The 26,263-nt window shown below is 57.8% G+C and carries 24 protein-coding genes and 1 pseudogene; 11 read left to right on the top strand and 14 right to left on the bottom strand.

All coding sequences use genetic code 11. The annotated features are described in order from the left end of the window. Window positions 1-113: 113 nt before the first annotated feature. Window positions 114-467: a DUF1640 domain-containing protein gene (locus NUH87_RS28620; protein ID WP_338523642.1), complete on the bottom strand. Its 354-nt coding sequence runs from the start codon at window positions 465-467 to the stop codon at window positions 114-116. A gap of 572 nt (window positions 468-1,039) precedes the next feature. Between NUH87_RS28620 and NUH87_RS28625 the strand changes: the two genes are divergently transcribed. Continuing rightward, a complete protein-coding gene (locus NUH87_RS28625; RefSeq protein WP_338523643.1) occupies window positions 1,040-2,317 on the top strand; it encodes a DUF1173 family protein in 1,278 nt (425 codons plus the stop codon). 1,189 nt (window positions 2,318-3,506) lie between these two features. On the opposite strand, the gene NUH87_RS28630 is transcribed toward NUH87_RS28625, so the two are convergent. Together NUH87_RS28630 and NUH87_RS28635 are read right to left on the bottom strand one after the other, a co-directional pair. Then, window positions 3,507-3,890, bottom strand: a complete 384-nt coding sequence (locus NUH87_RS28630) for a hypothetical protein (protein ID WP_338523644.1) — start codon at window positions 3,888-3,890, stop codon at window positions 3,507-3,509. Further along, on the bottom strand, window positions 3,887-4,222 hold the full coding sequence (locus NUH87_RS28635; protein WP_338523645.1) for a hypothetical protein: 336 nt from the start codon (window positions 4,220-4,222) through the stop codon (window positions 3,887-3,889). The genes NUH87_RS28630 and NUH87_RS28635 overlap by 4 nt, the downstream gene beginning before the upstream one ends. Before the next feature lie 162 nt (window positions 4,223-4,384). On the opposite strand from NUH87_RS28635, the gene NUH87_RS28640 reads away from it, so the two are divergent. From NUH87_RS28640 to NUH87_RS28660, 5 genes are all read left to right on the top strand, one after another. Further along, window positions 4,385-4,927 (top strand): Imm57 family immunity protein, encoded by a 543-nt coding sequence (locus NUH87_RS28640; protein ID WP_338523646.1) that lies wholly within the window; start codon window positions 4,385-4,387, stop codon window positions 4,925-4,927. A gap of 81 nt (window positions 4,928-5,008) precedes the next feature. Then, window positions 5,009-5,446, top strand: coding sequence for a hypothetical protein (locus NUH87_RS28645; RefSeq protein WP_338523647.1), 438 nt, complete (start codon window positions 5,009-5,011; stop codon window positions 5,444-5,446). Window positions 5,447-5,782: 336 nt separating this feature from the next. Then, window positions 5,783-6,097, top strand: coding sequence for a hypothetical protein (locus NUH87_RS28650; RefSeq protein WP_338523648.1), 315 nt, complete (start codon window positions 5,783-5,785; stop codon window positions 6,095-6,097). A 455-nt stretch (window positions 6,098-6,552) separates the two neighbouring features. Then, window positions 6,553-6,912 (top strand): hypothetical protein, encoded by a 360-nt coding sequence (locus NUH87_RS28655; protein WP_338523649.1) that lies wholly within the window; start codon window positions 6,553-6,555, stop codon window positions 6,910-6,912. Window positions 6,913-7,006: 94 nt separating this feature from the next. Then, window positions 7,007-7,363, top strand: coding sequence for a hypothetical protein (locus NUH87_RS28660; RefSeq protein ID WP_338523651.1), 357 nt, complete (start codon window positions 7,007-7,009; stop codon window positions 7,361-7,363). Window positions 7,364-7,869: 506 nt separating this feature from the next. Here the strand turns inward: NUH87_RS28660 and NUH87_RS28665 are convergent. The 10 genes and pseudogenes from NUH87_RS28665 to NUH87_RS28710 all read right to left on the bottom strand — a co-directional run bounded on the left by NUH87_RS28665 (window position 7,870) and on the right by NUH87_RS28710 (window position 16,228). After that, a pseudogene (locus NUH87_RS28665) lies at window positions 7,870-10,685 on the bottom strand (conjugative transfer ATPase). Further along, window positions 10,685-11,104 (bottom strand): TIGR03751 family conjugal transfer lipoprotein, encoded by a 420-nt coding sequence (locus NUH87_RS28670; RefSeq protein WP_338523652.1) that lies wholly within the window; start codon window positions 11,102-11,104, stop codon window positions 10,685-10,687. The pseudogene NUH87_RS28665 and the gene NUH87_RS28670 overlap by 1 nt, the downstream one beginning before the upstream one ends. Continuing rightward, complete coding sequence (locus tag NUH87_RS28675) at window positions 11,085-12,557, bottom strand: TIGR03752 family integrating conjugative element protein (protein ID WP_338523653.1); 1,473 nt, start codon at window positions 12,555-12,557, stop codon at window positions 11,085-11,087. Before NUH87_RS28675 ends, NUH87_RS28670 begins: the two co-directional genes overlap by 20 nt. Continuing rightward, window positions 12,547-13,443: a TIGR03749 family integrating conjugative element protein gene (locus NUH87_RS28680; protein ID WP_338523654.1), complete on the bottom strand. Its 897-nt coding sequence runs from the start codon at window positions 13,441-13,443 to the stop codon at window positions 12,547-12,549. The genes NUH87_RS28675 and NUH87_RS28680 overlap by 11 nt, the downstream gene beginning before the upstream one ends. Window positions 13,444-13,445: 2 nt before the next feature. Next, on the bottom strand, window positions 13,446-14,123 hold the full coding sequence (locus tag NUH87_RS28685) for a PFL_4703 family integrating conjugative element protein (RefSeq protein WP_338523655.1): 678 nt from the start codon (window positions 14,121-14,123) through the stop codon (window positions 13,446-13,448). Next, a complete protein-coding gene (locus NUH87_RS28690) occupies window positions 14,120-14,524 on the bottom strand; it encodes a TIGR03750 family conjugal transfer protein (protein WP_338523656.1) in 405 nt (134 codons plus the stop codon). Before NUH87_RS28690 ends, NUH87_RS28685 begins: the two co-directional genes overlap by 4 nt. A 12-nt stretch (window positions 14,525-14,536) precedes the next feature. Then, window positions 14,537-14,899: a TIGR03745 family integrating conjugative element membrane protein gene (locus NUH87_RS28695; protein ID WP_338523657.1), complete on the bottom strand. Its 363-nt coding sequence runs from the start codon at window positions 14,897-14,899 to the stop codon at window positions 14,537-14,539. Window positions 14,900-14,939: 40 nt separating this feature from the next. Beyond that, window positions 14,940-15,179 (bottom strand): TIGR03758 family integrating conjugative element protein, encoded by a 240-nt coding sequence (locus tag NUH87_RS28700; protein WP_338523658.1) that lies wholly within the window; start codon window positions 15,177-15,179, stop codon window positions 14,940-14,942. Beyond that, window positions 15,176-15,505: an RAQPRD family integrative conjugative element protein gene (locus NUH87_RS28705; protein WP_338523659.1), complete on the bottom strand. Its 330-nt coding sequence runs from the start codon at window positions 15,503-15,505 to the stop codon at window positions 15,176-15,178. The genes NUH87_RS28700 and NUH87_RS28705 overlap by 4 nt, the downstream gene beginning before the upstream one ends. A 288-nt stretch (window positions 15,506-15,793) precedes the next feature. Next, on the bottom strand, window positions 15,794-16,228 hold the full coding sequence (locus NUH87_RS28710) for a hypothetical protein (protein WP_338523660.1): 435 nt from the start codon (window positions 16,226-16,228) through the stop codon (window positions 15,794-15,796). 316 nt (window positions 16,229-16,544) lie between these two features. Here NUH87_RS28710 and NUH87_RS28715 point away from each other — a divergent pair, with 316 nt between their 5' ends. After that, window positions 16,545-16,676: a hypothetical protein gene (locus NUH87_RS28715; RefSeq protein WP_338523661.1), complete on the top strand. Its 132-nt coding sequence runs from the start codon at window positions 16,545-16,547 to the stop codon at window positions 16,674-16,676. 299 nt (window positions 16,677-16,975) lie between these two features. Here the strand turns inward: NUH87_RS28715 and NUH87_RS28720 are convergent, their stop codons facing one another. Continuing rightward, window positions 16,976-17,365 (bottom strand): hypothetical protein, encoded by a 390-nt coding sequence (locus tag NUH87_RS28720; RefSeq protein WP_338523662.1) that lies wholly within the window; start codon window positions 17,363-17,365, stop codon window positions 16,976-16,978. A 271-nt stretch (window positions 17,366-17,636) separates the two neighbouring features. Between NUH87_RS28720 and NUH87_RS28725 the strand changes: the two genes are divergently transcribed. The 4 genes from NUH87_RS28725 (at window position 17,637) to NUH87_RS28740 (ending at window position 26,257) form a co-directional block, all read left to right on the top strand. Next, entirely contained in the window at window positions 17,637-18,155 is a 519-nt protein-coding gene (locus NUH87_RS28725; protein WP_338523663.1) for an Hcp family type VI secretion system effector, read from the top strand. Window positions 18,156-18,288: 133 nt separating this feature from the next. Beyond that, the gene (locus NUH87_RS28730; protein ID WP_338523664.1) at window positions 18,289-21,195 is read left to right on the top strand and encodes a type VI secretion system tip protein VgrG; all 2,907 of its coding nucleotides are present in this window, start codon (window positions 18,289-18,291) and stop codon (window positions 21,193-21,195) included. Then, on the top strand, window positions 21,192-25,859 hold the full coding sequence (locus tag NUH87_RS28735) for an RHS repeat-associated core domain-containing protein (RefSeq protein WP_338523665.1): 4,668 nt from the start codon (window positions 21,192-21,194) through the stop codon (window positions 25,857-25,859). The genes NUH87_RS28730 and NUH87_RS28735 overlap by 4 nt, the downstream gene beginning before the upstream one ends. After that, on the top strand, window positions 25,856-26,257 hold the full coding sequence (locus NUH87_RS28740; RefSeq protein WP_338523666.1) for a hypothetical protein: 402 nt from the start codon (window positions 25,856-25,858) through the stop codon (window positions 26,255-26,257). Before NUH87_RS28735 ends, NUH87_RS28740 begins: the two co-directional genes overlap by 4 nt. Window positions 26,258-26,263 lie beyond the last annotated feature (6 nt).

Here is a 26,263-nt window from a genome sequence, read left to right on the forward strand (position 1 = left end):
AATAGGTGGTGAATCAGGGCGTGGCCAGGGCCAACGTCTTGTTACGAGTAGGCCACCGATGAAGATCGTGTGGCTGAAGGTTGATGCAGGTGCTCAAACCCAGAGGGCTTGGTCTACACCCCGAACACACTTCGGAGAAAGGGCGCCGCCACACAGAGGAACGTGACACCGTTACCCCATTGCAGGATCCGAATGGATGAACGATGGTCGGCTCTCTGTTCCTTGAGTTCGGCTCTAAGCTCTGCCCCCTGTTCGCGCAGAGCGGCTTGCATCTCTCTGATCGAAGAGCGGAGCTCAACACCCAACGCTGTGATGGACTGTGTCAAATGGGTCTCGACCTGTTTGAGGTCAGCCTTTGATGCAAGGTTTTCCACTTCGGCCTCCCAAGCGTGTACCACCGCTTTGGCTTTGTCAGGGGGAACGTTGGCGGTTGTCAACGCGTCGTAGATCGTTATCGCAAGTGTCATGTTGTCTCCTGTACGGAAAGCCGATCAGGAGACCCACCTGACGGTGGATTTCCGTCACGGTGGGGTTGAGGCATTCGGTCGACGAGGGTTTCGTCGATTGTTCGCGCTTCCGAATGCTGAGCGAACTACAGATGACCCATGAGCTTGAAAGCCCACCGTAGCCTTGAAGGTCCTGGCTACCTGGGAAGGTGCTGCCAACGACAGCGAACCAGCCCAGATAATCGATCCAAACCCACTGGATGGGATAGTCGGACGTTTCCTCGGATTGCGTGGTCTCCTGCCTAGTGTTTTGAGTGTCAGTGATCCTGGGCGCCGGGATACGGGGCTCCCTAGGGAACGGCGGACTGAGAGGTATCCTGCTAGCCCCTTTCATTCAGTGACAACTTTGGCCTTGGTGGCCAACGTGCGCTCGAACATGATGAAAGGCCCGGCGCGTCTGGGTGATGTCAATGCAGGGTAAGGGGCAGAGTGCGTGAAACTGCCTTCACGGATTTGCTCAAGCCCCTGCTCGAGAACGCTGACAGTTAGGACAACGGCCCATCGCGAAGGGCCTGCACAAGGAGAGTGTTTCCATGCTCAATGAGCGCTTTACGGTCGTGATCGACGGCCAACCCTTCTCGAAGCTATTTCAAACGGAGGATCAGTTCGCCAAGGGCTGGAAGTCCGTGCTGGAGAAGGCCTATGGCCGCACTCACGCCACGTGCAGCTGCCCGGGTAAAGGTGAGCGCAAGCTGGCCATCAAACGCCGGGAAACGACTGACGACTTCCACTTGGCCAGGTTCGCTGGTACAGGCCCCGAGCATGCCAACGAGTGCCGCTTTTACGCGCCAGCACCTGAGCGCTCAGGCATGCAGGGCTATGAGAGCGGTGTGGTCGAGGAGGGCGATGACGGCACCTTGCGTGTGCGGTTGGCGCGGGGCCTGCTTGAGCACGCGGCGAAGGGTGAGCGTGCCGATAAGGGCGTGGGCATTCACATGCCCGCGGCGAGCCTCCGCAAACCGGCGATGACCTTGCTCGGGCTGCTCCATTTGCTGTGGCAAGAGGCGCGGCTGAACGTCTGGTACCCGGCGATGGAGGGTAAGCGAACCAGTGGGCTGGTCCATAGCGCTCTGCGTCAAACCGCGAGCCGGATCAAGGTCGGGCGCATGACGTTGAGCGATGTGTTACTGGTCAGTGCCACCCCCCGCTCCAAAGCTGAAGTCTCCAACGAAGGCGTGGTGCTGGATGCGATCCAGCGCAACCGTCGAGTGATTGCGGTCTCGCCCTTGGCGCGCTTTGACAAGGGCAAGCACGACGAGGGAATTTCCAAGCTGCCGCTGGCAGGTCCCTTTGGCATGCCCTACCTCAATATGCCCACCGAGGTCTGGCAGGACACCCAGAGGCGATTCAAGCAGGAGTTTGCGGCCTGGAAGCGCGGAGACCGGGTCATGGCGATAGCTCAGCTCAACGTGGAAACGGGTAACCCCGGTGCTCGTGCCCAGGTGCTCGACCTGGCTCTGATGCATGTCAGTGAGCGCTGGATACCGCTGGACTCCGATTACGAATCCACCCTGGAGGCCAAGCTGTTCGCCGCCGGCCGCCGCTTTGAAAAACCGCTTCGCTATGACGCCGAGGAGTGCGAGTTCTTCCCGGACTTCTGGCTCTTGGACATGAAGCAGGATTTTCCTCTGGAGGTCTTCGGGATGAGTACGCCTGAGTACCTCGCGCAGAAGGCGCGGAAAACCCAATGGTACGAACGTGTGTACCGAACTGAAGGTTGGTGGAGCTGGAACGCTGCTGAGGACCCGAAAGGGCAGTGGATGCCTGAATTACCCTGCCTGCAAGCAGGCTCTGCGGCCAGCTCGGATTGATCCCAATATTCGTCGGTTGAGTGCGCAAGCAAATTAGTTTCACTTCGTTACGGAGAGCTCCAATGCGTTTTATTCACAACTACATCGTTAGCATCAAACTCTACTGACCAAGCCTCAGCGTCAAGAGTTAGACGATTTTCATACCATAAACGTTTAACGCAGGGGAGGCTGCACTGTTTTGATGCGTAGCGAGTGAATAGCTCACCAGACATTTCAATTTTAGACGGAGGACCTAACCTGGCAAGCACAGCACCCAGTCCCTCACCTATCTTAACAGTATCAAATGATTGAGCTCGTGAATTAGAGATTAGTGAGCACGTCGATAAATATAAAATCAAAATCACCAGCAGCAGCCAAGGGGCGAGCTTCAATAATTGTCGACTATGAAGAAATTTATTGTCAGCCATCATGCACCCTATTTTGAGTCAAATTTCGGAGACGCATTAAAACCTGGTCCAGGCATAGGGCCATGCTGAGGCATAAAAGAGGTCTCCGCGTGTGGGAATCGTTGGACTAATCCAGTTTATGCGTGCTTCCACTGGATCACCGTTTCTTTGAACTGAACAGTGGGAAACCGGCTATCAAACTGAAAGGCGTAGACACCGAAGCACCAAGTAAGGCGCCCGAAAAAACCTCTCTCAACTCAGGGGCAATGCCCTTGGACGAACCTAGTGCCACAGAGATAACGAATCCGAAAGCATAGAATATTACGACACCGAGCAATGATCCGCACAGCGTCATGCTTACAACACTCAACAAATTTTTCCTCTCCAGAAGCCTTATGAGTGGAGTGCCAAGCAACAAACATGGCAGATAGCTAAATGTAATAGAAAATACTAAAACAAAAGCCGCCTGCCTTGGGTCGGACAAGTGGAATGCGAACAAGAAGAACACCGATGGCAACAATGGCGCGAGCGCAAACGCCAACCACCTTCGTCGGTTATACATTTTTACCTCGCCTAGTGCTTTCGACAATCACAGCTATTAATTGTCCCTTGGGTTTGTCCGTTCCAAACACCATTAATTTGTCCTGCGACGCCATCAGCAGCATCATGCGAAGTCTCGGCATCCTAAGTGGTTGTTAAGATGTAAAATACCTTTTCCACCAGTGACTCACAGCAGCCTTGCTCAAGCCACATGGTGAAAATGATAAGGTTGCTGCTGGTCTTATAGCAGTGTGGTGAGAAAGTTATCTCCTGTTATACTCATGAGCCATTACATGGCATTGGAGGCTGTCAATTCTATTTTTTGCTGAGAATATAAGCCGGTCCCATGAAAAATCAAAAGAGTCAATGAGTTTGAATTTGAAGTCCCAAAGATACCCTCTCGCCCCATCAGGATTTTGGACATAAAGATAAACGTCACCTTTATGGTCCAAGCAGCCCAGCAATGATAAGGTGTCGCCTTTATGTACTTGAAAGGCAATCGGGAGCTCGTCTAAAGGACGGTTTTCGATGGTTTTGTAAACCATTGCGTCAGATTCGACTTCTATAACATATCCAGATGGCGCTAACCAGATAAAAACCACCAGAGCCAGGCCGATCAGTATCATCACAATTTTAGTCGTGCTCATTTGGAAGGCCTATACCATTGCATGCTTGAGACAGTACCACTTCCAATCAATTCCTGTTGAAAGCCTGCTGAGATACCTTGGTGGGTGCTGGCCAGTCGCGGAGCGTTCAGGTGGTCCGAGTGCAGGAACACCAGTTGGGCACCGCTCGGTACACCTTGGGTGTAGTTCAGCTCAACCTGGTCCAGCGGCATGCTGTCCAGCCAGATCCGGTATCGAGTAACGAGCCGTTGACCACTGGCATCGTAATCGGCTTGGCCAATCACCTCGCCATTCGGGCCATGGAGATAGGTGCTGCCACTGACCAGCGTGCTGCTGACCGGATCGTAGGCCATAATGGCTTCCTGACACATAGTTGTCAAAATGCCTTTGGTCCATCTGTGAATGGGCCGTACTGCATCTGAAGGATGCATCACTGGATCACCATCAGGCATGCAGCAGCTCAATCAACTGCTCAATGCTGAACCCAATAGCTCTGTTTTGGTTACGGACTGACTATGATTAATGGAAAGAAAGCAGTAACTCTTCTTCTGACTTTCTTCTCGGCTTTTGCCATGGCTGAGAATGAGTCAAGGGAGATGCGGGAAATAAAGATGGCGGACGATGCCGTATTTTGGGCGTTGGTCGCTTCAGTCAGCGAAGAGGGGCGAATTGCTTGTTCGCAAAACGCATTGGCTTGCAGTGGTGACCGGGCGGAACTTGGGCTGGCTTTGTTGGGGGGGAGGAAGTCGCCTGAGTCACTAAAGGCATTTGCTTCGATGCTCAAATACAAACTGGATGCAGGCTTATCAGAAGATTTCATGTGCTACGCGCTTGGCAAAGGGCACAATATGTCTCGGGAACTGACAAGAATTAAACCAGATGAATTGCGCTCAGATTGCGAACAAAAACTAAAAAAGGCTGAGGCTGCCAGTCCGAGTTTACTTCGTGGAGTCGATGTGAATTCAATTTGCTCAACTGACGTCAGCATTCGCGAGATATCAGGTGCCCTTGCTGATGGGGTGAAACATAGCAAGCGGTGCTCCCCCGGAGATTTCTGATTTCGAGCGAGAGCCCACCAGAGCAGGCTGCGACTAAAGTTCAAGATGATGGTCCAGGGTTGATGAATAATGTAATAACAAATGAGAACCCTATTCGTCGAGAGCTTGGGCTTCCTGATAGGGTTAGCTACCCATAGTGAAGGAGGGGGTGGGATGTTAAGGGCGTTTTTTGTGTTCGCTTTTATATTTTTTGCGGGGGAGGTCCTTGCCAAGGAGTGTGGTGAGGTTCTCATCATAACGTTTGATGCTGAGTTGTACGCCCCAGAGAGCGAAAGTACTATTGAGAAACGAGCCTTTTCAAAGCTTTATATCTCCAAGAGTGATTTTGAGAAAAATGTCGATAGCAGTTTTGGTAGCGGCGATGGCTCCCTGTATGATGGGCATAACACTAGAGCACTTATCAAATATAAGGGGGAGGATTATTATGTTGATAGATTTGGATTTGTTAGGGGTAAAGAGCGTTTTGGGTTTCTCAATACCAAGGTGTTCGAAAGCAGTTTGACTGAAAGTTGTAAGTAGTTTTTGTGGTCTTTCTGTCGGATTATTCGTTCTGAGGGGCGGTTCCTACCTAGGGCATCGTCTGGAGCTGAATCAGCTATGCCTGCGGAGCCACACTTGGTATCTTCGTATTCAGGGTGCCGGGTCGTTCAGGAATGGGGCTTCACTTAGGAAGAGCGAATAGTGGTGCGCAAAACCATCCAACTCTGGGATGCATCTGAACAATGGACGCAGCCATGAGTTGTATGCGCGATTTTGAACCAAAAGATCCATTAATATCCATGGCTGTTATAAATAATAACCCCAGCGCACCTCAGGTTGGTACGCAGCACTAGCTTGAAGAATAGGACGACAATCATGATCTACACCAGACTCGTATTCTCCCGCCATCCAATCTTCTTGTTATTCGGACTTGTATTTGCTTGTATGCCGTTTTCTCAGGCTGCGGCGCAGGCAAATTGCTCCGCCGAAATGAATAATCGAGCAGAATCTTTGTTGGTCGATGCGCGCGGAGATTGGTCCTCTCTTATGAAACATCAGCAAATTTTCGCTTCTTGTGATGATGGTGAGCTTGGTGAAGGTTACTCTGATGCTGTGGTGCACCTCTTCGCACAGAGATGGGATCAGTTCGGTATATTTATCGCTATTGCAAAAAAAACATCCAAATTTTAAACGCTGGGCGATACGTCATGTCGATGCGACTGCCTCGGATGAAGATCTGAAGAAAATTGTACTCAATACAAAGTCCTGTAGTAGTAATGCGAGAACAGCAATCCTTTGTAAGGCTATTCAACAGGCTGCTGCAAGCGCTTTGGCGGAATCTGCAAATGCGACGGCAAATAAAAAATGAAGGCAGCCGTTAGGGATCTGGTCCATTGAGCGAAAGATAATTCACATATGACTATTTAGGTGATAGCCTGTTGAAATGGGTTGACCCTAAGGAGTCAGATACCGTTGTCATAGTCGGTGGGAGAACAAATAGCAACCCATACGACGTGGGCAGTTAACGGTGTTCTGATCAAGGACGCATTCGACGCGGGCGTTTTAATTGGAACCATCTTAAGGACGGGCATCAATCGTGCAGCCTCTACATTTGCATGCACCTGCAAGAAGTGAGGGCCGTAAACGTGAGCAAGAATGACTTGCCGATCCTTTTAACCTCGCAGAGGTGGAAGCTTTGGTTGTTTGGAGGATTGGCCGTTGCCGCCGCGCTTGGATTTCTACTCAACGATGGGATTGGCCGTGTGCTTGGTGTCGATCCATTCGTGGTGCAGCTGGCCATCTTACTGCCTACGTTCAGCATATTTGGCGCGACTCTTCTCTCTGTCCGATGCCCCTACTGTGGCTTAGGCCTTGTGGCGTATGCAATATCGCACCAAAGCGTAGGCCAGTGGTTGAATTGGCTACTGGCAGTAAAAATTTGTCCGCAGTGTGGAAAGTCGGCGCTGCAAGAAGACAACGATCCTACGCGCCGCCAAGAGCAATGAACGACGAAGTTCATCGATTGACTGGCATAAAAGCGTATCAAGGCCCGGAGAGGACGGGAGCTCCGTTCGACAATCCGGCCTTATGGGGGGACTGATGACGCGTTTCTATAAGTCCTTGGCATGGACCGCCGGTGTCTTGGCGGTGATTGTGTTGCTATATGGCTGGATAGCGGCGAAGAGAGCTCTCCTTGTTGCCCATGAAAATCTGATCGTTGACAGCTATCCGATACCCGATCCAACTCGATTCCCAAGCGTGGGGAAAATCGAGTTAGGTGAAAAAGTCCAAGTTCTGAGCTGCGACGATCTGAAGTCGTACAGTGCGATTCATGTACGCCTTAAAGGTGGGCGGGAAGGGTACGTCATCAAGGGGGAATTCACGCTTGATCTGTCCCCGTTCTGGTCAGCGGTCGACAGCCCGATTTCATTCTCATGCCCGCCTGCATGGCATTGATTGACGTCGAAATTGCAGAGCTATGTACCAAAACCGAATGTGGTGGGACAACAGGATGCAGTGTGCCACCACGGATCTGGGCTCGGGATAGGTGGTGGGGACTGCGCCCACCACCATTACCGCCGACAGCAGCCGCCTGACCAGTCGGGAAGGAATGATCCAGCTGTATGGAGCGGCGAGTAATCTGTTGGAAAACACCACGGGACTGACTCACTGCTGCGAAGCCAGCAGGCGGATGAGCGCGGTGTGCCAGGAGGCCGGTCAGATTTGGGGGCGGTATTTAAGGGCTGCATATGGGTTCACCACCGAGACATTTAATGGCATATGGGCTTTGAGCTGGGTACGTGTTTAGGGAGCTATCGGTTTGGTCGTGGCGCTGATAGCTCACTGGGTTTGGTTCGCTGATCCCACTCTGAATTTATAGTCATCATGTCTGTCGCGTGAGTGGGGGGATATAGCTCAGTGCAGGTTATGGCTATGACTCCCGAGCAGGTGGGGCTATGCCCCTAGGCCTGATCATTGCCTACGGTAAGGGTGGAAATCCCGCGCTTTTGATCAATCCGCTGTGCCACGACCATCGCTGCATCCAACTCGCTGATGCCGTGCGCCTTCATCAGCTCGAACCGCTCGGCTTTCTCCTCTGGCTCCGTCATGGCTGTGGCGAGGTAAAGGCTCGGCGGCACGGCCCGAAACAGCACCTCCATCGACTTTGACAAGATCACCCCTTCTGTAAATTTCCCGGACTCCTTCCTCGCTGACAACATCAAGGCCTTCTGTGCCTCGGTGAGCGCCCGAAACCGCGCAATCTTGTTGACTTCATCCGGCGGCATGCTCAGGCAGATCCACCACTCGATCATGTTCAACATGGGCTCGGCTGCCTTGGGCAGGTCATCGATGTTCTGGGTGGCGAGCCAGAACCAGATCCCGAGCTTGCGCCACATCTTGGTGCTCTTGACCACGTAGGGCGCCAGCAATGGGTTCTTGGTGATGATGTGGCCTTCGTCGGTGAGGTTGATGATGGGCCGGCCCAGCATTTGGTCTCGCTCACCAATGTTGTTCACGGTGTTGATCAGTGAGATGTAGGCGATGGAGAGCTGGGCGTTGTAGCCCTCGCGGGCGTAGGTGGCCAGGTCCACCAGCGTGATATCGACTTCCGGCCAGGGCGTACCGTCGCGGTTGAACAACTCACCCTCGGCACCCTGACAGAACATGTCCATGGCATCGGCCATTTCCAGTAGACGTATGCGCCGCGGCTCTGGCAGGTGGGTGTCATTGCCCATGTCCCGCAAGGCGTCGCGCACGTCCTGGGTAAGTACGGTTCTGTGTTCGCCCACACAGGTATGGGCCGCATTGAGGATGCACTGACGAATCAAGCTGCGATCTGCGCGGGTAAGGCGCTGCTCTTCTTTTTCTTCACCGCCGGTGATCATCAGGCGGGCGGTGATCTCCAGCTCGCCCAGCACATCGCGTTCATCGTCTTCCGTGGACTCGGCCTCATCCAGATCCTCGCTATCCAGCGTCATGACACGATCAGGTGTCGCGACCAGTCGGTAGGCGTCGGCGAAGGGCGCCAGGCTCACGCCCGAGCCAGGTGCCAGCTTGACCCGATTGACCGCCAGCCCCAGGCGTTTGGCGAAGTCCGCAAACAGACCAAAGCTGTTACCAGCCTCGGCAATGAATAACCGTGGCCGGTACAGCGCCGTGACCTGATTGAGGAGGTTGTTGAGGGTGGCCGACTTACCAGCACCCGTCGGCCCGAACAGGAACAGATGCGCGTTCATCTGCCGGTCGAAGCGGTTGAGAGGGTCGAAGGTGAGTGGACCGCCACCGCGGTTAAAGAACGTGAACCCGGGATGCCCCGTGCCTTCACTACGTCCCCAGATGGGCGCCAGGTTGGCCACGTGCTGCGCGAACATCAGCTGGGTGTACCACTCGCTCTGGCGCATCCCTGGATTGAACACGCACGGTAGCCAGCGCAGGTAGCTGTTGAGCGGCGCCACTTCGTGCTCATCGCGCACGGGTTGCAGCCCCGCGTTGAGCATCACGTTGTGGAGTTGCAAGGTGCGGTGATCAAGCTCCTCTACGTCCTGACCTCGCAGGTAAAACGCTATCGCCCCCCGGTACAGCTTGTGCGCGCTGCCCAGGTGCTTACGCGCTTGATGCACGTCCGCGCGGGTCTGCTCGGAAGCCAACGTGTCCCCGACCGACTTTTGCGCCAGGTGGTTGAGGTGGGATTCCAGTTGGTCCTGAGGACAGATCACTAGAGTGATGCAGAGCACGGTGTCTTCCGGCATCTGATCGAAGAGGGCGTTGATGGCGTCGCCCCCCTTGGGTGTTTCCCCGGTCAGGTGGCCGATGACTGGCGGTGTTCGCAAGCGATCGAGGACCACCACACGATGGGGCTGCTCGTCGAAGTACCAGAGCCCCTGGTCCAGGTCCGAGCGCGGTTGTTCGAAGAACAGGCGCTGGGCGAAGTCGGTGCCGCTGGCCAGCTCCAGGGCATCGACTGACGGGCCCTCGGGGTAGGACGCCAACTGATAGAAACGCTCACGGTCCGCTTGGGTGTCACCCAACAGACGCGGATGTGGATTGAACCAGCGCAGCAACCAACGATGAATCTGCGCGCCGGTCATGCGCTGGGTTTTGACACCGGCATTGCCCAGGCCTCCCAGCAGGCGGTCGCAGACGCTGTTGAGGGCCTGCTCGTGGCTTTGGCCCCGGCGTGTGTCAGCACCCTTGCTGCGCCGGTAGACCACCAGCCGCACTTTGCGACGCTGGCCGCGCCAGGGCAGTTGGGTGACTACGGTGTCTTCAAACAGTCCGCCGGGCTTAGACAGCGACTCCAGGTGCTGGCTAAACATGCTCAGGTAGCACTCGGTAAAGGCTGTCCCTTGAGCGCGGGGCTGTACGTAGTCCCTGAGACTTTGCAGATAGCTGTCCCACTCGGTCTCATCCTGGGCGTAGAGCTGTACCACCCACGGCTGCTGTTCCCGCTCGTCGAAGCTGTCTTGCAGGGCGTTTTCCAGGGCATCGCGTACGGTGCACAACCAGCTCGCTTCGCGGCCTTCGGTGCCGATCGGCGTCAGTTCGAAAAACGCTGCCACCGACTCGCCGTCCTCCAGCAGCAGGCACTGGGTGTCAGGCAAATATTCCACCCAGGGCAACAGGTCGACAAAGCTCGGCGTCACGGCGTACAGCGCCTGCTCATCGGCCTTCGTGGCGGGACGCTTTCGGGGGGACTCGCGGCGCCAGGCTCCGGCAGGCCGTGAGCTTTTAACTGTTCGACGTACTGCGCCCAGGGATCGTTCTGGCCCATCTCCATCAGTAGTCCTCCGTGCGCTCGCCGGGCAGGGCGTACTGTACCCGCTGGTAGAAGGGGAAGACGGTGCTGTAGCCCGGCACCGGGACCGGGTCCGATCCCGCAAGATGCGGAAAGACGTACATCACGAGGTCTGGATTGGGCAGACGCTTGAACTGGCTATGGATCTCGTTGCGGGCGGTGCGGGTGTAGGCCAGTTGATCGGTGCTGGTGTCATCCAGCGGTCGTCGCAACGCCAGGCGGGCCTCATGAAGAGGACGGATCAGGGCGCCTTGGGGGGCAGGCCCGGTATGCTGATCCCAGAGGTCGGTCATGGTCTGAGAACCGTGAGGGAGCAGGTCGCCCTTGTCAGTGGTGCAGCCGCCGGTGAGCAGCGTGACCAGCCACAGGCAGACTAGAGGGTTAATCGAGGGTCGATGCATGGGGACCTCCTGTCACATGCCGCACCTGGCGGCCGAGGGTTTCGTAGTCAATCTCCAGTTGCCGGTCCAGGTGCACGGCCACGGGCGCGCCGGGTTGTACGTAGACGGCAGCAAAGGCCTGGCCATAGAGCTTGTTCACCCAGTCACCAATGTCTTTCACGCCACCGGACAAAATGCTGTTCAGTGCCGAGGGACCGGCCCCGATCGCGGCTCCGCTAGGTGTGAGCACGGTGCTGGCGTCGGCCTTATCGGCTTCGAGCAGCTTGGCCACCCCGGCGCCGGCCGCGGTGAGCAGGCTTTTGGTGCCCAGGTACTGTTGGGCGTTGGAACGCCTCTCACCGGCAATGCACGGCACGCCATACGGATCGCTGAGCCAGCCAACGCCGCCCTGGATCTTGTTCAGTTGCGATTGACCGGTCTTGTTTGTGCCTTGGCGACTGGCCAGTTTTTGCGGGGCGGGGAGCGTGCGAATACGCCCGTCATTGAACACAAAGGTCAGGCTGACGATCTGTCCGCGCACGCAGGAGAGCGTCCAGTCCCCGGCGGCGGTGCCGCTGATCACCGCGCCTGCCACATCCGGCAGATCGATGCCATTGGCGGTGAGGTTGTCGGGACCGATCAGTACCTTGAAGGGGTAGGGATCGTTCACCACGCCATCTACCGGCACCCGCCCGATCAGCGCGGTCATGGCGATGGATCCGGTGAGGGTGCTGTTCTCCGGCAGGGTGTAGACGGGCTTGGCGGCGGCTTTGTCGTCAATGGTTTTGATATTGCGGCCGACAGCACCGGTGTTGGCTTTGAGCGCCTTCTGGCCTTGATGGATCGTGTCCTCAAAGGCCGTCGGAAAACTGAAGCCCTTTGCGGGTTTACCGGAGCCGGCCGGTAGTGGCTTGCCCTTGGCATCGACGGCGGTGGCGTCCTGGGGCTCGGTCCAGATGAGGTCGTCGTGAGTGCCTGAGAACGACGCTTCATCACCAGGCTCCAGGCCCAGCCCGATGGGCAGGTCGGCAACCCCCTTGTTCAGAAACGAGCTCGAGAGCTGCTGCTTGAGGTCTTCCAGTAGGTTCTGGGTGTCCTGCGGACTCAAGCGCGGTGTGCCTGCGTGCGGCGCTTTCTCCAGCTCCGTGCTCAGGGCTTTCTGGATACGCTGGTCGATGTCGCTATCGCGCTGACGCAGGCGAGCGTTTTCCTTCTGTTGGTCTTTGTTCTCCGTGAGCAAGGCCTTGAGCTCAGTGCGCATGGCTTTGGTCTGGGCCACCAACGTGGCCACGGTGTCTTGGGGTGTGTCGCCGTCGATGCCGAGCAGCTTCATGTCCTCCGGAGTCAGAGTCTGCTTGGTGCTCCCGGGTTTGGGGGCCGGGACCTCCTTGGGGGAGCACATCTTGAGCACCCCGAAGACCACCAGCAGAATCAGGGGCAGGAGCAACCACTTGAGCAGGCCATTACTGGTCATGGTCACCCCCGGGTACGGTGGCGACGGTGAGGGCGGTACTGGCATCCACGGAGCTGAGGGCCGGTGGCAGTGCTTGCACCAAGCTCCGGCCACGGGTCACCAGGTAGACCACCGTGGTGTCGCTGGCCTGGCTGGTGGGACCTAGGTACGGGTGCTGGAAGGCTGCACTGACGAAGTCGCCCCGCAGTTCGCGCGGGTCCAGTGCGATGGGCGTGATGGCGCGGTTCTGCAGTTTGACGGCGCTGACGGTGTGGTCCTCCAACTGCCAGGCTCCCAGCCATTGGGCCATGACCGGTTGTGTGGGCATCAGGCCCGTCAGGTCCAGGTCACGGTGCGATTTGACCGGCAATACGCCGGGGAGGGGCTCGACCGTTCGCAAGGGGGCATAGAGGTTCTGTGCCGCGTAGCGAGTCAGGACCACCGGGATCGGCGTTTGCTGCGACGCGGGAGGGCTGTTCGCAGCTCTGAGGGTCGCCTTAGCCTCGGTGTCCGACGGGGAGGTCTCGGCGGTATCGCCGTAGCCCTTGGACGAGCCAGACGCTTTCACGATTTTGACGGGTTCGAGCACGGGCTGCCCCTGGCCGTCGGTGGCCGTGATGTCGATCAGGATGATTTCGCCCGTGCGCACGTCTTGCAGGTGCAGGCGAGTCGGCTTGATCGGCGCATTCGCTCGCAGGTACAGCGTGCCCCCCGTGCTTTGGATACGCAGCGTGTCACCCAATGAGCGAGGGACGCCGACCCTGACGTTCTGATCGATGAAGACGATGCGCTCCTGGTCGACGTAGAGCGGCACGGCCAGGGGCAATCGCGCCCACGGCATGAGCTCAATGGCTTGGGCCGCCGTACAGCTCAGCCAGAGGGGGAGGAGGAGGTTTAATCGACGCATGACTAGCTTCCTTGCATAGCAGTGGCGGGGCTGTGAGAGGGGACAGGGTTGGGCGGTGGGGTGATGCGTTGCGGCGCGCTGTCGTAGCAGTTCAGGGCCAGGCCAAAGGGGTTTTTCTCCGGGTCCACGTCCAGGCGCACCACCTGAAGCGGATAGCGCACGAAGGCCTGCTTGACCCGTTCCGAGCCGTAATACTCTTCGCTCACCAAGTCCAGGTTCACCACCCAGCGGTCCCGCCCCAGCACCTTGACCCGAAGTTCCGGGGCGTCGCCGTAGCCCCGATCGGGCATCTCGAACACACCTCGGGTCCGGCCGCGCAGCTCGCCGGCGGTCTGGCGTTTCTGGGCGTCGCCTTCGAGTTGGGATTTGCACTGTGGCGTCAGGTAGGCAGAGAGCTTCTGAATGGCCCGCGGGTAGTTCTTCTCGCCGTCGACAGGCCAACGGTTGAGCTGCTGGAAGATGTAGAAGCCAAAGGTGTACACCGACTCCGGTGCCACCTCCCACCATTTGCGGGTGCTGCCAGAGCGCAGGTCCGGAGGAATATGGATGGTCAGGTTTCGGGGGGCGTCCCACCAACCCAGTCCCATGACCAAAGCCACCCCGAACAGCAACCCACACCCAATGCGCAGTGAGAGGAGGTGGGACTCCAGTCGAGCCACCTCGTTCTTGAAGCGGCTCATGGGCGTGGGCTCCGGCGGGTGCTCCAGCGTCCAGAGCGCCTCACCAGGTCGGCGCCGCCGACCCAGGCCGTGAGCACCGGCCAGCGTGTCGCGATGGCGCACTGCAGGTAACGGTACAGCCAGGTCTCGGGTTTGCCGCGCTTGTGGCGGCGCAGCCACTTGCCGCCCACCAGCAGGCCCAGTGCGGTGCACAGCACCAGCGTTGTGGGGGCCAGGGCCAGGCTCTGAAACAGCATGGCTGCAAAGAACCCCAGGCACGCGCCGCTCACCGCGCCCATGACGACGGTGATCCACATCTCATCGGCCGTGAGCCCCAGCACAATGACCGGCTGACGATTGAGGCGTGATGGCAGAAACCGAAGAGTGCCGTCGGGGAGGGTGTGATCCGAGTCTTGTGTCATGGCCGGGCCTCCTCACAGCACATCCGTGCCTTTGGTCAGCAGCCAGATGATGATCACCAGCAGCAGCGCACCCACGCCGCAGGTCAACCCGAATTGGCCCCAGGTCTTCTTGCCGTTTTGCACCTCGGAGTAGGTGGTGTAGGCGTGATAGGCCACGCCACAGAACGCGGCGGCCGCGATGGCCAGGGCGAGCAGGGAGACGATGTCGAAGGCATGGTCCTGCAGGGTCTGGATCATGCTGTCCGATTCGCCACGACTCGGGGCTTCCATTTCCGGAAGCGCCGCGAACGTCCAGGAGGACCACACAGCCGAGCAGGCCAAGGTGCAGCGCGAGAACAGGTGAGTGACGCGGTTCCATCCAATACGATTTTTCATCAGGTGCCTCCAATGGCAGGGGTTAAAGCGAAAAAGTGGGTCAGTGCAGCAACAGAAAAGTGAGCAGCAGGTAAATCAACAACACCTTGGCGGCCAGGCCGGCGAACTTGCCCTGGGAGAGCTGGCCGCTGGCCCAGCCCCGGTAGCCCGTGACAAGGGCCCAGGCGGCGAAGATCAGCGCGCAGGCCAGGACCAGACCGATCAGCAAGGTGGTGCTTTGTTGTGGGGTAAAGCCGCCCATGGCCTGAAAGGCGCTGAGCTGCGGCGCACTCATGCTCATGGGGACCTCCAGGTGGACCGGGTGTAGTGGCCGGTCAGCTCAGGCGGCGTGCGGGGTTGGGCACGTGAGGGCGTGAGGTAACCCTCAATGCCGCTGCGAACCTGCTCCAGGTCTGCGGAGAGGCGGGCGTAGTCGAAGGTGAAGCGCGCCTGGTCATCAACGGGGAGGGCGGCATTGGCCTTCACCTGCCGTGTGACGGCCTCCAGTTGGCTCAGCACCAGACTCAGTTGGGTGCGTTCGTGGGCCGTGGGCTCGGCCATCACCATGGGCACGGTGAGGCTCGCGACTAACGCGATACATCGAAGAGGGGGAATGGGATAGGGCATGGAGTTAGCTCGCTCGAAGAAGGTTCAACGAGCGTGCCGAAAGACGAAGCGAGAGACAGCCAGAAAACAGGATTCGGTCGAATGGCTTTTTTCCAGGACCTGAAAATTGCGTTATGGCGTTCGGGCAACAGGCGTGAGCAACCCTCTAGTGGCCTGTTTGTTTAATTAATTTACCTATTTAAATTGCTTATGGCCCTGTTTTCGGGCCTCTTAGATTAACGAACTGGCCGTAAAGACCACTAGCGTACTTCGCAAGTGATACGTGATCCAATTCCAGCGTTCCCAAGTTTACCGCTCAACAGACGGCACCAGGTGGCGTCCTCCGCAAGTGATTTGTGATATCATTCCAACGCTCCCAAGTTTTACCGCCCAATTAACGGTACGAGGATCAGAACCGTATACACCCGTACATTCCATTCCTCCATTTTTGTGAATATTGATATGCAAATTACTGCCATTAATATTGAATAGCAAACTCGCACCATCAGAGGCGTACTTATTATCGTTCACAAGAATCGGATCAATATCCAACTCTACCCAACACTTAATTTCAGAGCCCGCATCAAAATCCGGATTAAATATTTTAAGCCGAGACATTCCAGTATTGGGGGCATGAGTACTGCTCATCGACTCCCAGCGGTTAGCATTTGTATACACCATTACATCTATTAGTCGAAGCGGTACATCACCATAGGGAATAAAACCAAAAGAAGTTTTGGCCATTTTAGTTCCTTTTCTATGTCCAATTTCGAATTGGTATAATTCGAACAAAAACCAATCATACATGGCGGCAGTTGCTGGCGAACAGGCCTCTCGGGTTCTGGGTTGAATGTGCCTCTATCAACGTGCTGCCTGCAAACGTGACCAATCCTCGTCAGACAGCTCGCGAAACACTGAGTGGAGGCGCGCCTCGATGCTGAGCTCGGTGCGGGCAAGGATGGCCGCAACCTGTACATCGTGCTCAAACCCAAAACCGAACGTGTAAACCAGTCCCGCGTAATCTGCCGCGCAGGATTCACTGCTACACCCGAGCACGCCGATGGACCGATTCACCGCTTGGCGCAGCAATGTCTCGGCACGCCTGGCGTGCAGCCTCTTGCGCCAGGTGGTCGTCGCGCTGCACCAGCACCGCGAGCGTTTTTTCGACGATCAGTGGGCGATTGAGCACTGAAAGCGTCTGCATTTGTGCATGAGTAATAACGAACATGTGTTAACCAACCTGTGGAGGTGCCGGTGGGAGCGGGACTCTGTTGGCACGCAAGGCTCCCACCAGTTGAGTGATCAGATGATCGCGTGGTGACCCGCTTGCAAGAGAATCGACATAGGTGACATCCAGGCTGCTGTCTGGCCGCACGCTAAGGTGCACGACGATGTAGTGACCCGACTGCCCATGGTAGGCCGCTGCACTGCCGCCTAATGTGTTGATGATCAACAGACACTGACTGCCTGCAACACCATGAGCGATGGCATTCAGCGCACGCCAGGAGGCATTGAGTGGCACGTGATGAGCAAGTGCACTGAACTCCTGAAAATGCCCGATGAAAACACAAGCGCACGGGCCTCGATCAATCGCTCCACTTCGTCGCCCCAAATATCCAGCGGTAGTCCCAACCCTCTCGGGTCTATTGAGGCCACCATCGCGTTGTGATCGGTGATCAGCGCATTGTCGTCGGCTTGATTGGCCAGGAGCGTGCCGAAAGACGAGGCGGGAGACAGCCAGAAAATAGGATTCGGTCGAATGGCTTTTTTTCCAGGACCTGAAAATTGCGTCATGGCGTTCGGGCGACAGGCGTGAACAACCCTTTTAGGTCCAAAAGTGCTCTCTAAGATTTTCGCGGTGGTGCGCAAAAAGTTGCGCACTCAAATGTGGGCAACCCTCCGGCTAAATCGCTATAGATCAGGTAATCCAAGGCCTTCAGAGGTGTGCGCAAGAAGTTGCACAGTGCTGCGCAACTTCTTGCGCACGTTGGTAGATTTTCCTGGACGAAAATTGGAGATAGCACAGGGAAAATCCGCTCAAGTCCTTGATGGATAATGGCTACATGCTGGCTGGCACGGATCTTGATTTCCCGCCGGCGCCTGGCAGGCGATTTTGCCTGTTGGTCCCGACTTTTGAGCAAGGAGAGCATCCATGGCAACACCCGCGTATATGTCCATCACCGGCACCAAACAAGGCCTGATCACCGCCGGTGCCTTCACCGCTGATTCGGTGGGCAACACCTACCAGGAAGGTCACGAAGACCAGGTCATGGTTCAGGGTTTCGTCCACGAAGTGATCATCCCGCGTGACCCGCAGTCCGGCCAACCGACCGGCCAGCGCGTGCACAAGCCTGTGAAAATCACCAAGGTCTTCGACAAGTCTTCGCCTCTGCTGCTGGCGGCCCTGACTTCCGGCGAGCGCCTGACCGAAATCACCATCCAGTGGTACCGCACTTCGGCTGCCGGCACCCAGGAACATTACTTCACCACCAAGCTTGAAGACGCGATCATCGTCGATATCAAAGACTACATGCACAACTGCCAGGATCCGTCGAACTCGCACTTCACTCACCTGGAAGACGTCGAGTTCACCTACCGCAAAATCACCTGGACCCACGAAGTCTCCGGTACTTCGGGCTCCGATGACTGGCGTTCCCCGGTCGCCGGCTAAGTCTGGCCGACCGTTACAAAACATCGGCCAGCGCTGCTGGTCGATGTTGTGTGCATGACTCAAGAATTCTTGCGTTCGTTGATACCCGACTTGGATGTCGAGGAGCGCCGCCGCATTGCGCGAGGAACAAGGGATGTTCTCACCGGCCAACCAGCCCCATTTCACATTGACCCTCGAGGGTGCGGACTTTCAGGTCCTGGCCTTCAAGGGCCGCGAAGCCCTGAACACGCCATTTGAATTTGAGCTGGAGCTGGTCAGCGAGCGTTCCTTCCTGAACCTCGAAAGCCTGCTGCACAAGCTGGCGTTCTTGCAGCTGTCACCCTCGGGCAGCGGCATTCACGGGCTGGTCTACAGCATCGCCCAGGGTGAGGCCGGTAGACGCCTGACCCGTTATCGGATTTCCCTACGCCCGCAATTGGCCTACCTGGCCCATCGGGTCAATCAGCGGATCTTCCAGCAGATGACGGTGCCGCAAATCATTGCCCAGGTCCTGGAAGAGCACGGCATCCTCGCCAGCGATCACCGGTTCCAGCTGGGAGCGGTCTACCCAGAGCGCGTTTACTGCGTGCAGTACGACGAGTCCGACCTGCAATTCATCCAGCGTCTGTGCGAGGAGGAGGGGATTCACTACCACTTCCAGCACAGTGCCAAAGGCCACTTGCTGGTGTTCGGCGATGACCAGACGGTGTTCCCGAAACTGGCGCCGGTGGCCTATCAGCAAGACACCGGGCTGGTCGCCGACACGCCGATGATCAAGCGCTTCGGTCTGCGCCTGGCGACCCGCACCAGCCGGGTTACACGGCGTGACTACGATTTCACCAAGCCGCGCATCGAACTGGAAAGCGACGCCAAGAGCGCCGCCCAACCGGACCTGGAGGATTACGACTACCCGGGACGTTTCGTTGACCGTGAACGCGGCAAGCACCTGGCCACTCGCAACCTGGAACGGCATCGCAGCGACTACCGGCTGGCCGAAGGTCGCAGCGATCAACCACTGCTGGTCAGCGGGCATTTCCTGGCCCTGACCGACCACTTCAACCCGGCCTGGAACGACCTGTGGCTGCTTACCGAGATCCTCCACGAAGGCAAGCAGCCGCAGGTGCTGGAAGAGTCGGTGACCAGTGACGTCACCGACCTTAAGGACGACTTTCACCAGGGCTATCGCAACCAATTCAGCGCGATCCCGTGGAACGTGCCGTACCGTCCGCCACTGGAGCACCCGAAACCGAAAGTCCTCGGCACCCAGAGCGCGGTGGTCACCGGCCCCGAAGGCGAGGAGATTTTCTGCGACCAGTACGGTCGGGTGAAGGTGCAGTTTTTCTGGGACCGTGAAGGTCAGCACGACGACAAGACCAGTTGCTGGATGCGCGTGGCCTCGAACTGGGCGAGCCAGAACTTCGGCTCGATCAACTTGCCGCGCATCGGCATGGAAGTCTTGATCACCTTCCTCGAAGGTGACCCGGACCAGCCGCTGATCACCGGCTGCCTGTACCACGGGGTGAACCTGCCGCCGTACAAGCTGCCGGATTTCAAGACCCTGGCCACGGTCAAGAGCAAGGAATACAAGGGCAGTCGCGCCAACGAACTGCGCATCGACGACACCACCAGCGAGATCAGCATCGCCCTGCGCAGCGACCATGGCGCCAGTGCGATCAACCTAGGCTACCTGACCCATCCACGACCGTCCGGTGGTCAGCCACGGGGCGAGGGGTTTGAGCTGCGCACCGACCGCCATGGCGCGGTGCGGGCGGCGGCCGGCTTGCTGTTGACCACCGAGCCACGGCCCAACGAATCCAAGCACCACAAGGACCTGCCGGAAACCGCCGAACGCCTGGCCACCGCCAGCGAGCAGCAGGACGGTTTCGCGATGCAGGCCAAGGAACTGCAAGCCCAGGAAGCGGGCGATCAGGATGACGTGGCCAAGGCCCTACACAGTCAGCATCAGGGCATTCTGGGCAGCGGTCCGGCGAACCTGAGCGCCAACGAGTTTCCGGAATTCACCGAGCCGCACCTGGTGCTCGCCAGTCCCGCCGGCATCGCCCTGACCACGCCACGCTCCAGCCATATTGCCACCGGCGAACACCTGGCCCTGAGCAGCACCGGCCACACCAGCCTGTCCATTGGCCAACGCTTACTGGCCAGCGCCAGTCGTGGCATGCGTCTGTTCGTGCAGAGCCTGGGCTGGCGGCTGGTGGCGGCGTCCGGTGACATCGACGTGCGCGCCTTGAAGGACAGCATCAACCTGCTGGCCAAGCTCAATATCACCGCCAATGCCGACCGCATCACGATCACGGCCAAGACCGAGTTGGTGATCCAGGGCGGCGGCAGCGCGACCACCTACAACGCCGGGGGCATCACCCACGCCACCACCGGCCCGTACACCGCCCATGCGGCGAACTTTGCCTACACCGGGGCCAAGAGTCTGGCCGGCGTGTTCCCGGAGCCGCCGAAACCGGGCAAGGGCAATCTGGAGTTGTTCAACCAGTACGCCGGGCAACAGGGCATCAAGGGCGGCGATTTCGAAGTGATCGATGCGCTGGGCAAGAGCCTCAAGGGCACGCTCGATGCCAAGGGGTTCGCCAGTGTCTCCGGGGCCGCACCGGGGCCGGCGCGGGTGGTGTTCGGCAAGGACCCGGCGGACACCTGGAGCGATGGCAGCTACATCGGTAAACCGCAGTGGCCGGTCAATCCGCCGACTGCCGAGGATATTCCAAGCCAGGTACAGGCCATGGTCGCCAAAGCCCTACCGAGCGCCGGCAGTAGCGCTGACCTTCTGGAGAAGGGCAAAGGCTTGGCGCAAACCGGCATGAGTGCGGTGCAAACCGCCCAGGGGGCGATGCAGACCGCGCAGCAAGTCAAAGGCGTGGTGCAGGGCGGCGCGGCTGGATTGCCGAAGCTTGCCAGTGCGGCGATGCCAAGTGCCTCACGCATTCTCGGTGTGGCGAGCAAGAGCGGCCAGTTGCCGCGTCTGCCGGCTGCCACCCCTTCCAAGACTTCCCTCAAAACCCCGGGCCTGCTGGCGGGTGAGATGCTTTCATGACGACTGAAACGGCTGTTGCAAAAAAACGTGAACCTCAGGTGGCGATCGTCCCGTTGAACCTCATCCAAGTGGGGGATGTAGGACGCAGCGCCGCGCAATTTGATGCCTGGTTGCAGTCTACCAGCGGTGGTGTCGTCACCCTCGACCGGATCAAGAACGTCGCCGGTGCGCTGCCAGTGGTCGGCAACATCATGGCGCTGGTCGATGCCTTGAATGACATCGTCACCCTGTCCACCAGCCAAAAGCGGGAAGTGCTCGATTGGGTCAGCCTGGGCATCAACCTAATCGGTGTCTTGCCCATGCCGCCGAGCATGGCTGCCGCACGCATGAGCCTGCGCCCGACGCTGTTCCTGGTGCGTCAGGAGCTGCGCCAGGCCGGCAAGACGCTGCTGGGTGATTCGCTGATCGAGATCATCGTCGGGCACCTCAACGCCGATATTGTCGGCACCATCGATGACTTCGTGAAACAGGCCCAGACCAAGCTCAAGGAGATCCTCGACGACGCAGGGAAACTCGGCGAAGACGTGATCAAGGAGATTGCCACGGGCCTGGAGAAAGCGGTCAAGGGCAAGCTCGACGCCAAGGGCAATGTTCACGAGGCGGAGCAGCAGTTCAGCACCGCAGGCGATCAGTTGCTGCATGATCCCAAGGCCGCTATCGGCAATATCTTCAGTGCTGTCGCCAATGTCTACAAGGCAGCCGGCAAAGGGGTTGCCAACAGTGCCGCCGAACACCTGCTGCCTGGTGAGGTGAAGAAAAAAGTACTGGATAGCACGGCTTCGTTGCGGCTCATGGGCCCAGAGTTGCGTACTCAACTGAACCGCCTGAGCGACACCCAGGTTCAGAACTCCATCGGCGCGTTGTTATTGGTACTAGCCGGCGCTGTCGCGGCCTGGCGCAAGCGCAATGGCCATGGTCAGGGTGGCAACGTCAAACCTGGCACGACCAGCCAGGCCAAGCGCAAGGCGGGTGAAGGTAAGGTGGAGGTCAGCAAGCACGAGGAGCCTGCAAAAAAACGCCCCAATGAAGAGAAGAACTGCGCCTGTGCAGCGACCGAGAGAAGTATCAGTTTCGCTCTTGGCTCGGAGTCTGTGCGCCATACCGATTTCAGTTTGCCGGGACCGTTCCCGATTGAGTGGACCCGCACCTACTGCTCGCGCCTGGACGCTTATGATCAGGACGTACTAGGTGCGCGCTGGATCACTGAGTTCACGACCCGCTTCGACCAAGCCAACGACGGCCTGCTGTTCCATGACGCCGATGGACGCAGTCACGACTACCCGCTGCCCAAGGTTGGCTTGTTCCATTACGACGCCATTGAAAACCTCACGGTGGTGCGCACCAGCGAAGATCAACTGCTGCTGTGCCGTGGCTTCGAGCGCAAGGAAACCTATGTACGCCGTGGCCAGGGTTACCTGCTGACGGGCGTGGTGCTGCGCAATGGCGCCGGAATCATGCTGCATTACGAGCATCGCCACGGCGAGCGTTCGGTGCTCTCGGACCTGATCACTTACCAAGAAAACGATATCACCAAGGTCCATCTGCATCTGGGCACAATGATTGACGAGTACGGCCATCTGATCGGTCTCTGGGAAATCCGTGACGGCGCCCCACAGCGGCAACTGTGTGCTTACCAGTACGACGGTGTCGGCGACTTGATCCAGGCCCAGGACGAAAACAGCGCCACCTGGCGCTATCAGTACCAGCATCACCTGATCACTCGTTACACCGACCGCACCGGACGCGGCATGAACCTGCAATGGCAAGGCCATGGTGCCGATGCCAAGGCCGTGCGTGAATGGGCCGATGACGGCAGTTTCGACACGCGGTTGGAGTGGGACGAGAACATTCGCCTGACCTACGTCACCGACGCCCATGGCCACGAGACTTGGCACTACTACGACAGTCTCGGTTACACCTACCGTATCTGTCATCCCGATGGGCTCTCGGAGTGGTTCTTCCGTGACGACGCGAAAAATCTGATCCGTCATGTTCATGCCGACGGTAGCACTGACCGCTACAGCTACGACGAACGCAGCAACCTGCTCGAGCATATCCGTGCTGACCACAGCGTGATGCACTACGCCTATGACGACCAGGATCAACTGATCAAGATCAGCGACGCCGAAGGCGGTCAGTGGCAGCGGGCTTACGATCTGGTCGGCAACCTGGTCGAAGCCATCGACCCACTGGGCAACAAAACCGAGTACGCCTACAACCCGGCAGGTCTGCCGACGGCGATCAAGGACGCCAGCGGCAACGCGAAAGAACTCGAGTACAACGACGCTGGTCAGTTGGTGAAGTACACCGACTGCTCCGGCAAGACCAGCGCCTGGGAGTACAACGAGCGCGGGCAGATGATTTGCTTCACCGATGCTGCCGGACAGAGCACCGAGTACCAGTACAAGGCCGGCCAATTGGTGCTGATCAAGCATCCGGACAAGACCGAGGAATCTTTCGAGCGCGATGCCGAGGGCCGCCTGCTGGCCCACGTCGATGGCTTGGATCGCTGCACCACCTGGAGCTACACCGAGGCTGGCTTGATTGCCGAACGGGTCGATGCTGCCGAACAAACCCTGCGTTACCGTTGGGACCGTCTGGGTCGGTTGCAGGCATTGGAAAACGAAAACGAGCGACGCGCGCACTTTCTCTACGATCCGGTGGGCCGTCTGCTGGAAGAGACAGGCTTCGATGGCCGCACCACCCGTTATCAGTACGACGCTGAAAGCGGTCGGTTGGCCCAAACACTCAATGGAGAACGCAGCATCGCCGTCAGCTTTGACCCCATGGGCCGGTTGACCGAGCGCCGCGCGACGCTGGGCGAGCAGTCGCAAAGTGAAACCTTCGCCTACGACGGCAACGGCAACCTGGTCATGGCCAGCAACGCCCACAGCCGTCTGCAATGGTTCCACGATCCCGCCGGCAACCAGCTGCGTGAGCATCAGCATTACCTGGGACTGGAAAAACCACAGGTTGCGGTCTGGCAGCATGAGTACGACGTGCTCAATCAACGCATTGCCACCATTCGTCCAGACGGTCACCGGGTCAGTTGGCTGACCTATGGCAGCGGCCATTTGCTCGGCCTGCGTCTGGATGAGCACGAACTGATCGGCTATGAGCGCGACGACCTGCACCGCGAAGTCGCCCGCCATCAGGGCAACCGCCTGTTGCAAACCCAGAAGTGGGACCCAGCTGGGCGTCTGCAAGAGCAACTGCTGGGGCGCAGTGACGACAAATCCACGTTGCTCAAACGTGAATACAAATACGATGCCGCAGGCCAACTGACCGATATCAACGACAGCCGCCGTGGTCCATTGGCCTACCGCTATGACCCGGTCAGCCGCCTGCTCGGTGCCACCAGCCGCCTGGGCGTAGAAACCTTTGCTTTCGACCCGGCCAGCAACCTGTTAGACGACAAGGCTACGGAAATCCGCCGACCGCTGGACCAGGATTCGCCGCGTAGCAAACTGCTGGACAACTTGTTGCGTGAATACGCCGGCACTCATTACGAGTACGACGAACGAGGTAATCAGGTCGTGCGATGGCATAACGGCGTCTATAGCCGTATGCAATGGGACCTGTTCGACCGTCTGGTGCACTTCGACGACACCCGCCTGGCGGTGGATTACGCCTACGATGCCCTCGGTCGTCGCCTGCACAAAAACTCCAGCGCGCACTACAAACAACGCCCGGAGGCTGGCTCGCAGTGGAACCGCAACGAACACGCGCGCAAACAGCGCGAACTCGGATGTGGCTTCACTCTGTATGGCTGGGACGGCGACAACCTGGCCTGGGAAAGCAGCCCGGCTCAGCAGGATGGTGGCACGGGGCGCACCGTGCATTACGTCTTCGAGCCCGGCTCCTTTTTCCCGCTGGCCCAAGCCCTACGGCAAAAACCGATTAATCTGTTAGGCCAGCCGGACTACAGCGGCGACTACAGCCTCGATGACGATCCGTTGTGGAACCACCAACCGACCGCACAACCGTTTGATGTGGTTGCCTGGTATCAGTGCGATCACCTCGGCACACCGCAAGAGCTGACCGATCAGAACGGCAACGTCGCCTGGAGCGCGCAGTACAAGGCCTGGGGTGACGTGCGCGAACAACGCTCGGCCTTGGCGCAGCAGCAAGGGCTCACCAACCCCATACGGTTCCAAGGTCAGTACCACGACCATGAGACGGGGCTGCATTACAACCGGTATCGGTACTATGATCCGGGGGTTGGGCGGTTTATCTCGCAGGACCCGATCAGTTATGCGGGAGGTCCAAATCTATACGCTTATGCGCCGAATCCGGTTAAGTGGGTCGATCCGTTCGGTTTGGCAAAATCGCCAGGTGGGTCAGGGCGAAAACCTAAATCTGAGAAACCAAATCAAAACTCCGAATGCCCGTGCAGAAAAAAATGGGAGGTCAATCGGTATGATCGACTTTGTGAAGGTAACGTGGGTGGCGTAGGCTACGCGAAATACCATCGTGATCCCAAGACTAAAACCTGGTGGTCGGAGGATAAAACTGGTCATGGAGAGAGTGCGTGGAAGGTCTATGATAATAGTGGCGAGTGGATTGCTGACGCTGATGTGTATGGTGACTACATGAGTAAGCACAAAAGCGATACTGGGAAAAACATCAACTTTAAATCTTTGAAGTGCAAGGATGTAAAATGATTACCTCTGCCGAGGAATTTGTGGCGCTACGTGGGAGCGATATAAAAAGCGAGTACGATAGAGCCGCCATGGAAGAGGCTCCTATTTCTGTGTGGCGCGAAGTAATTGAGAGATATCCTGATTATAGGAAGTGGGTTGCGCATAATAAAACTGTTCCATTGGAGATTCTTGAAGAGCTGTGTGCGTTCGATATTAGCGTCAGGCGCCTTGTTGCAACAAAAAGAAAGTTGTCACTGGCATTGTTTGAGCGTCTTTCTCAGGACTCTAGTTCTGTTGTGAGAATTGGAATAGCTGCAAACAAAAAGACGCCCTCTGCAATCCTTGAGAGACTACTTGAGGACGAGGATGAAGATGTTGCTAGTGCAGCAAAATATAACTATGAAGACAGAGAGTCATAGTGAGTA

This window comes from Pseudomonas batumici (genome assembly GCF_036585405.1).
Lineage (GTDB): Bacteria > Pseudomonadota > Gammaproteobacteria > Pseudomonadales > Pseudomonadaceae > Aquipseudomonas > Aquipseudomonas batumici.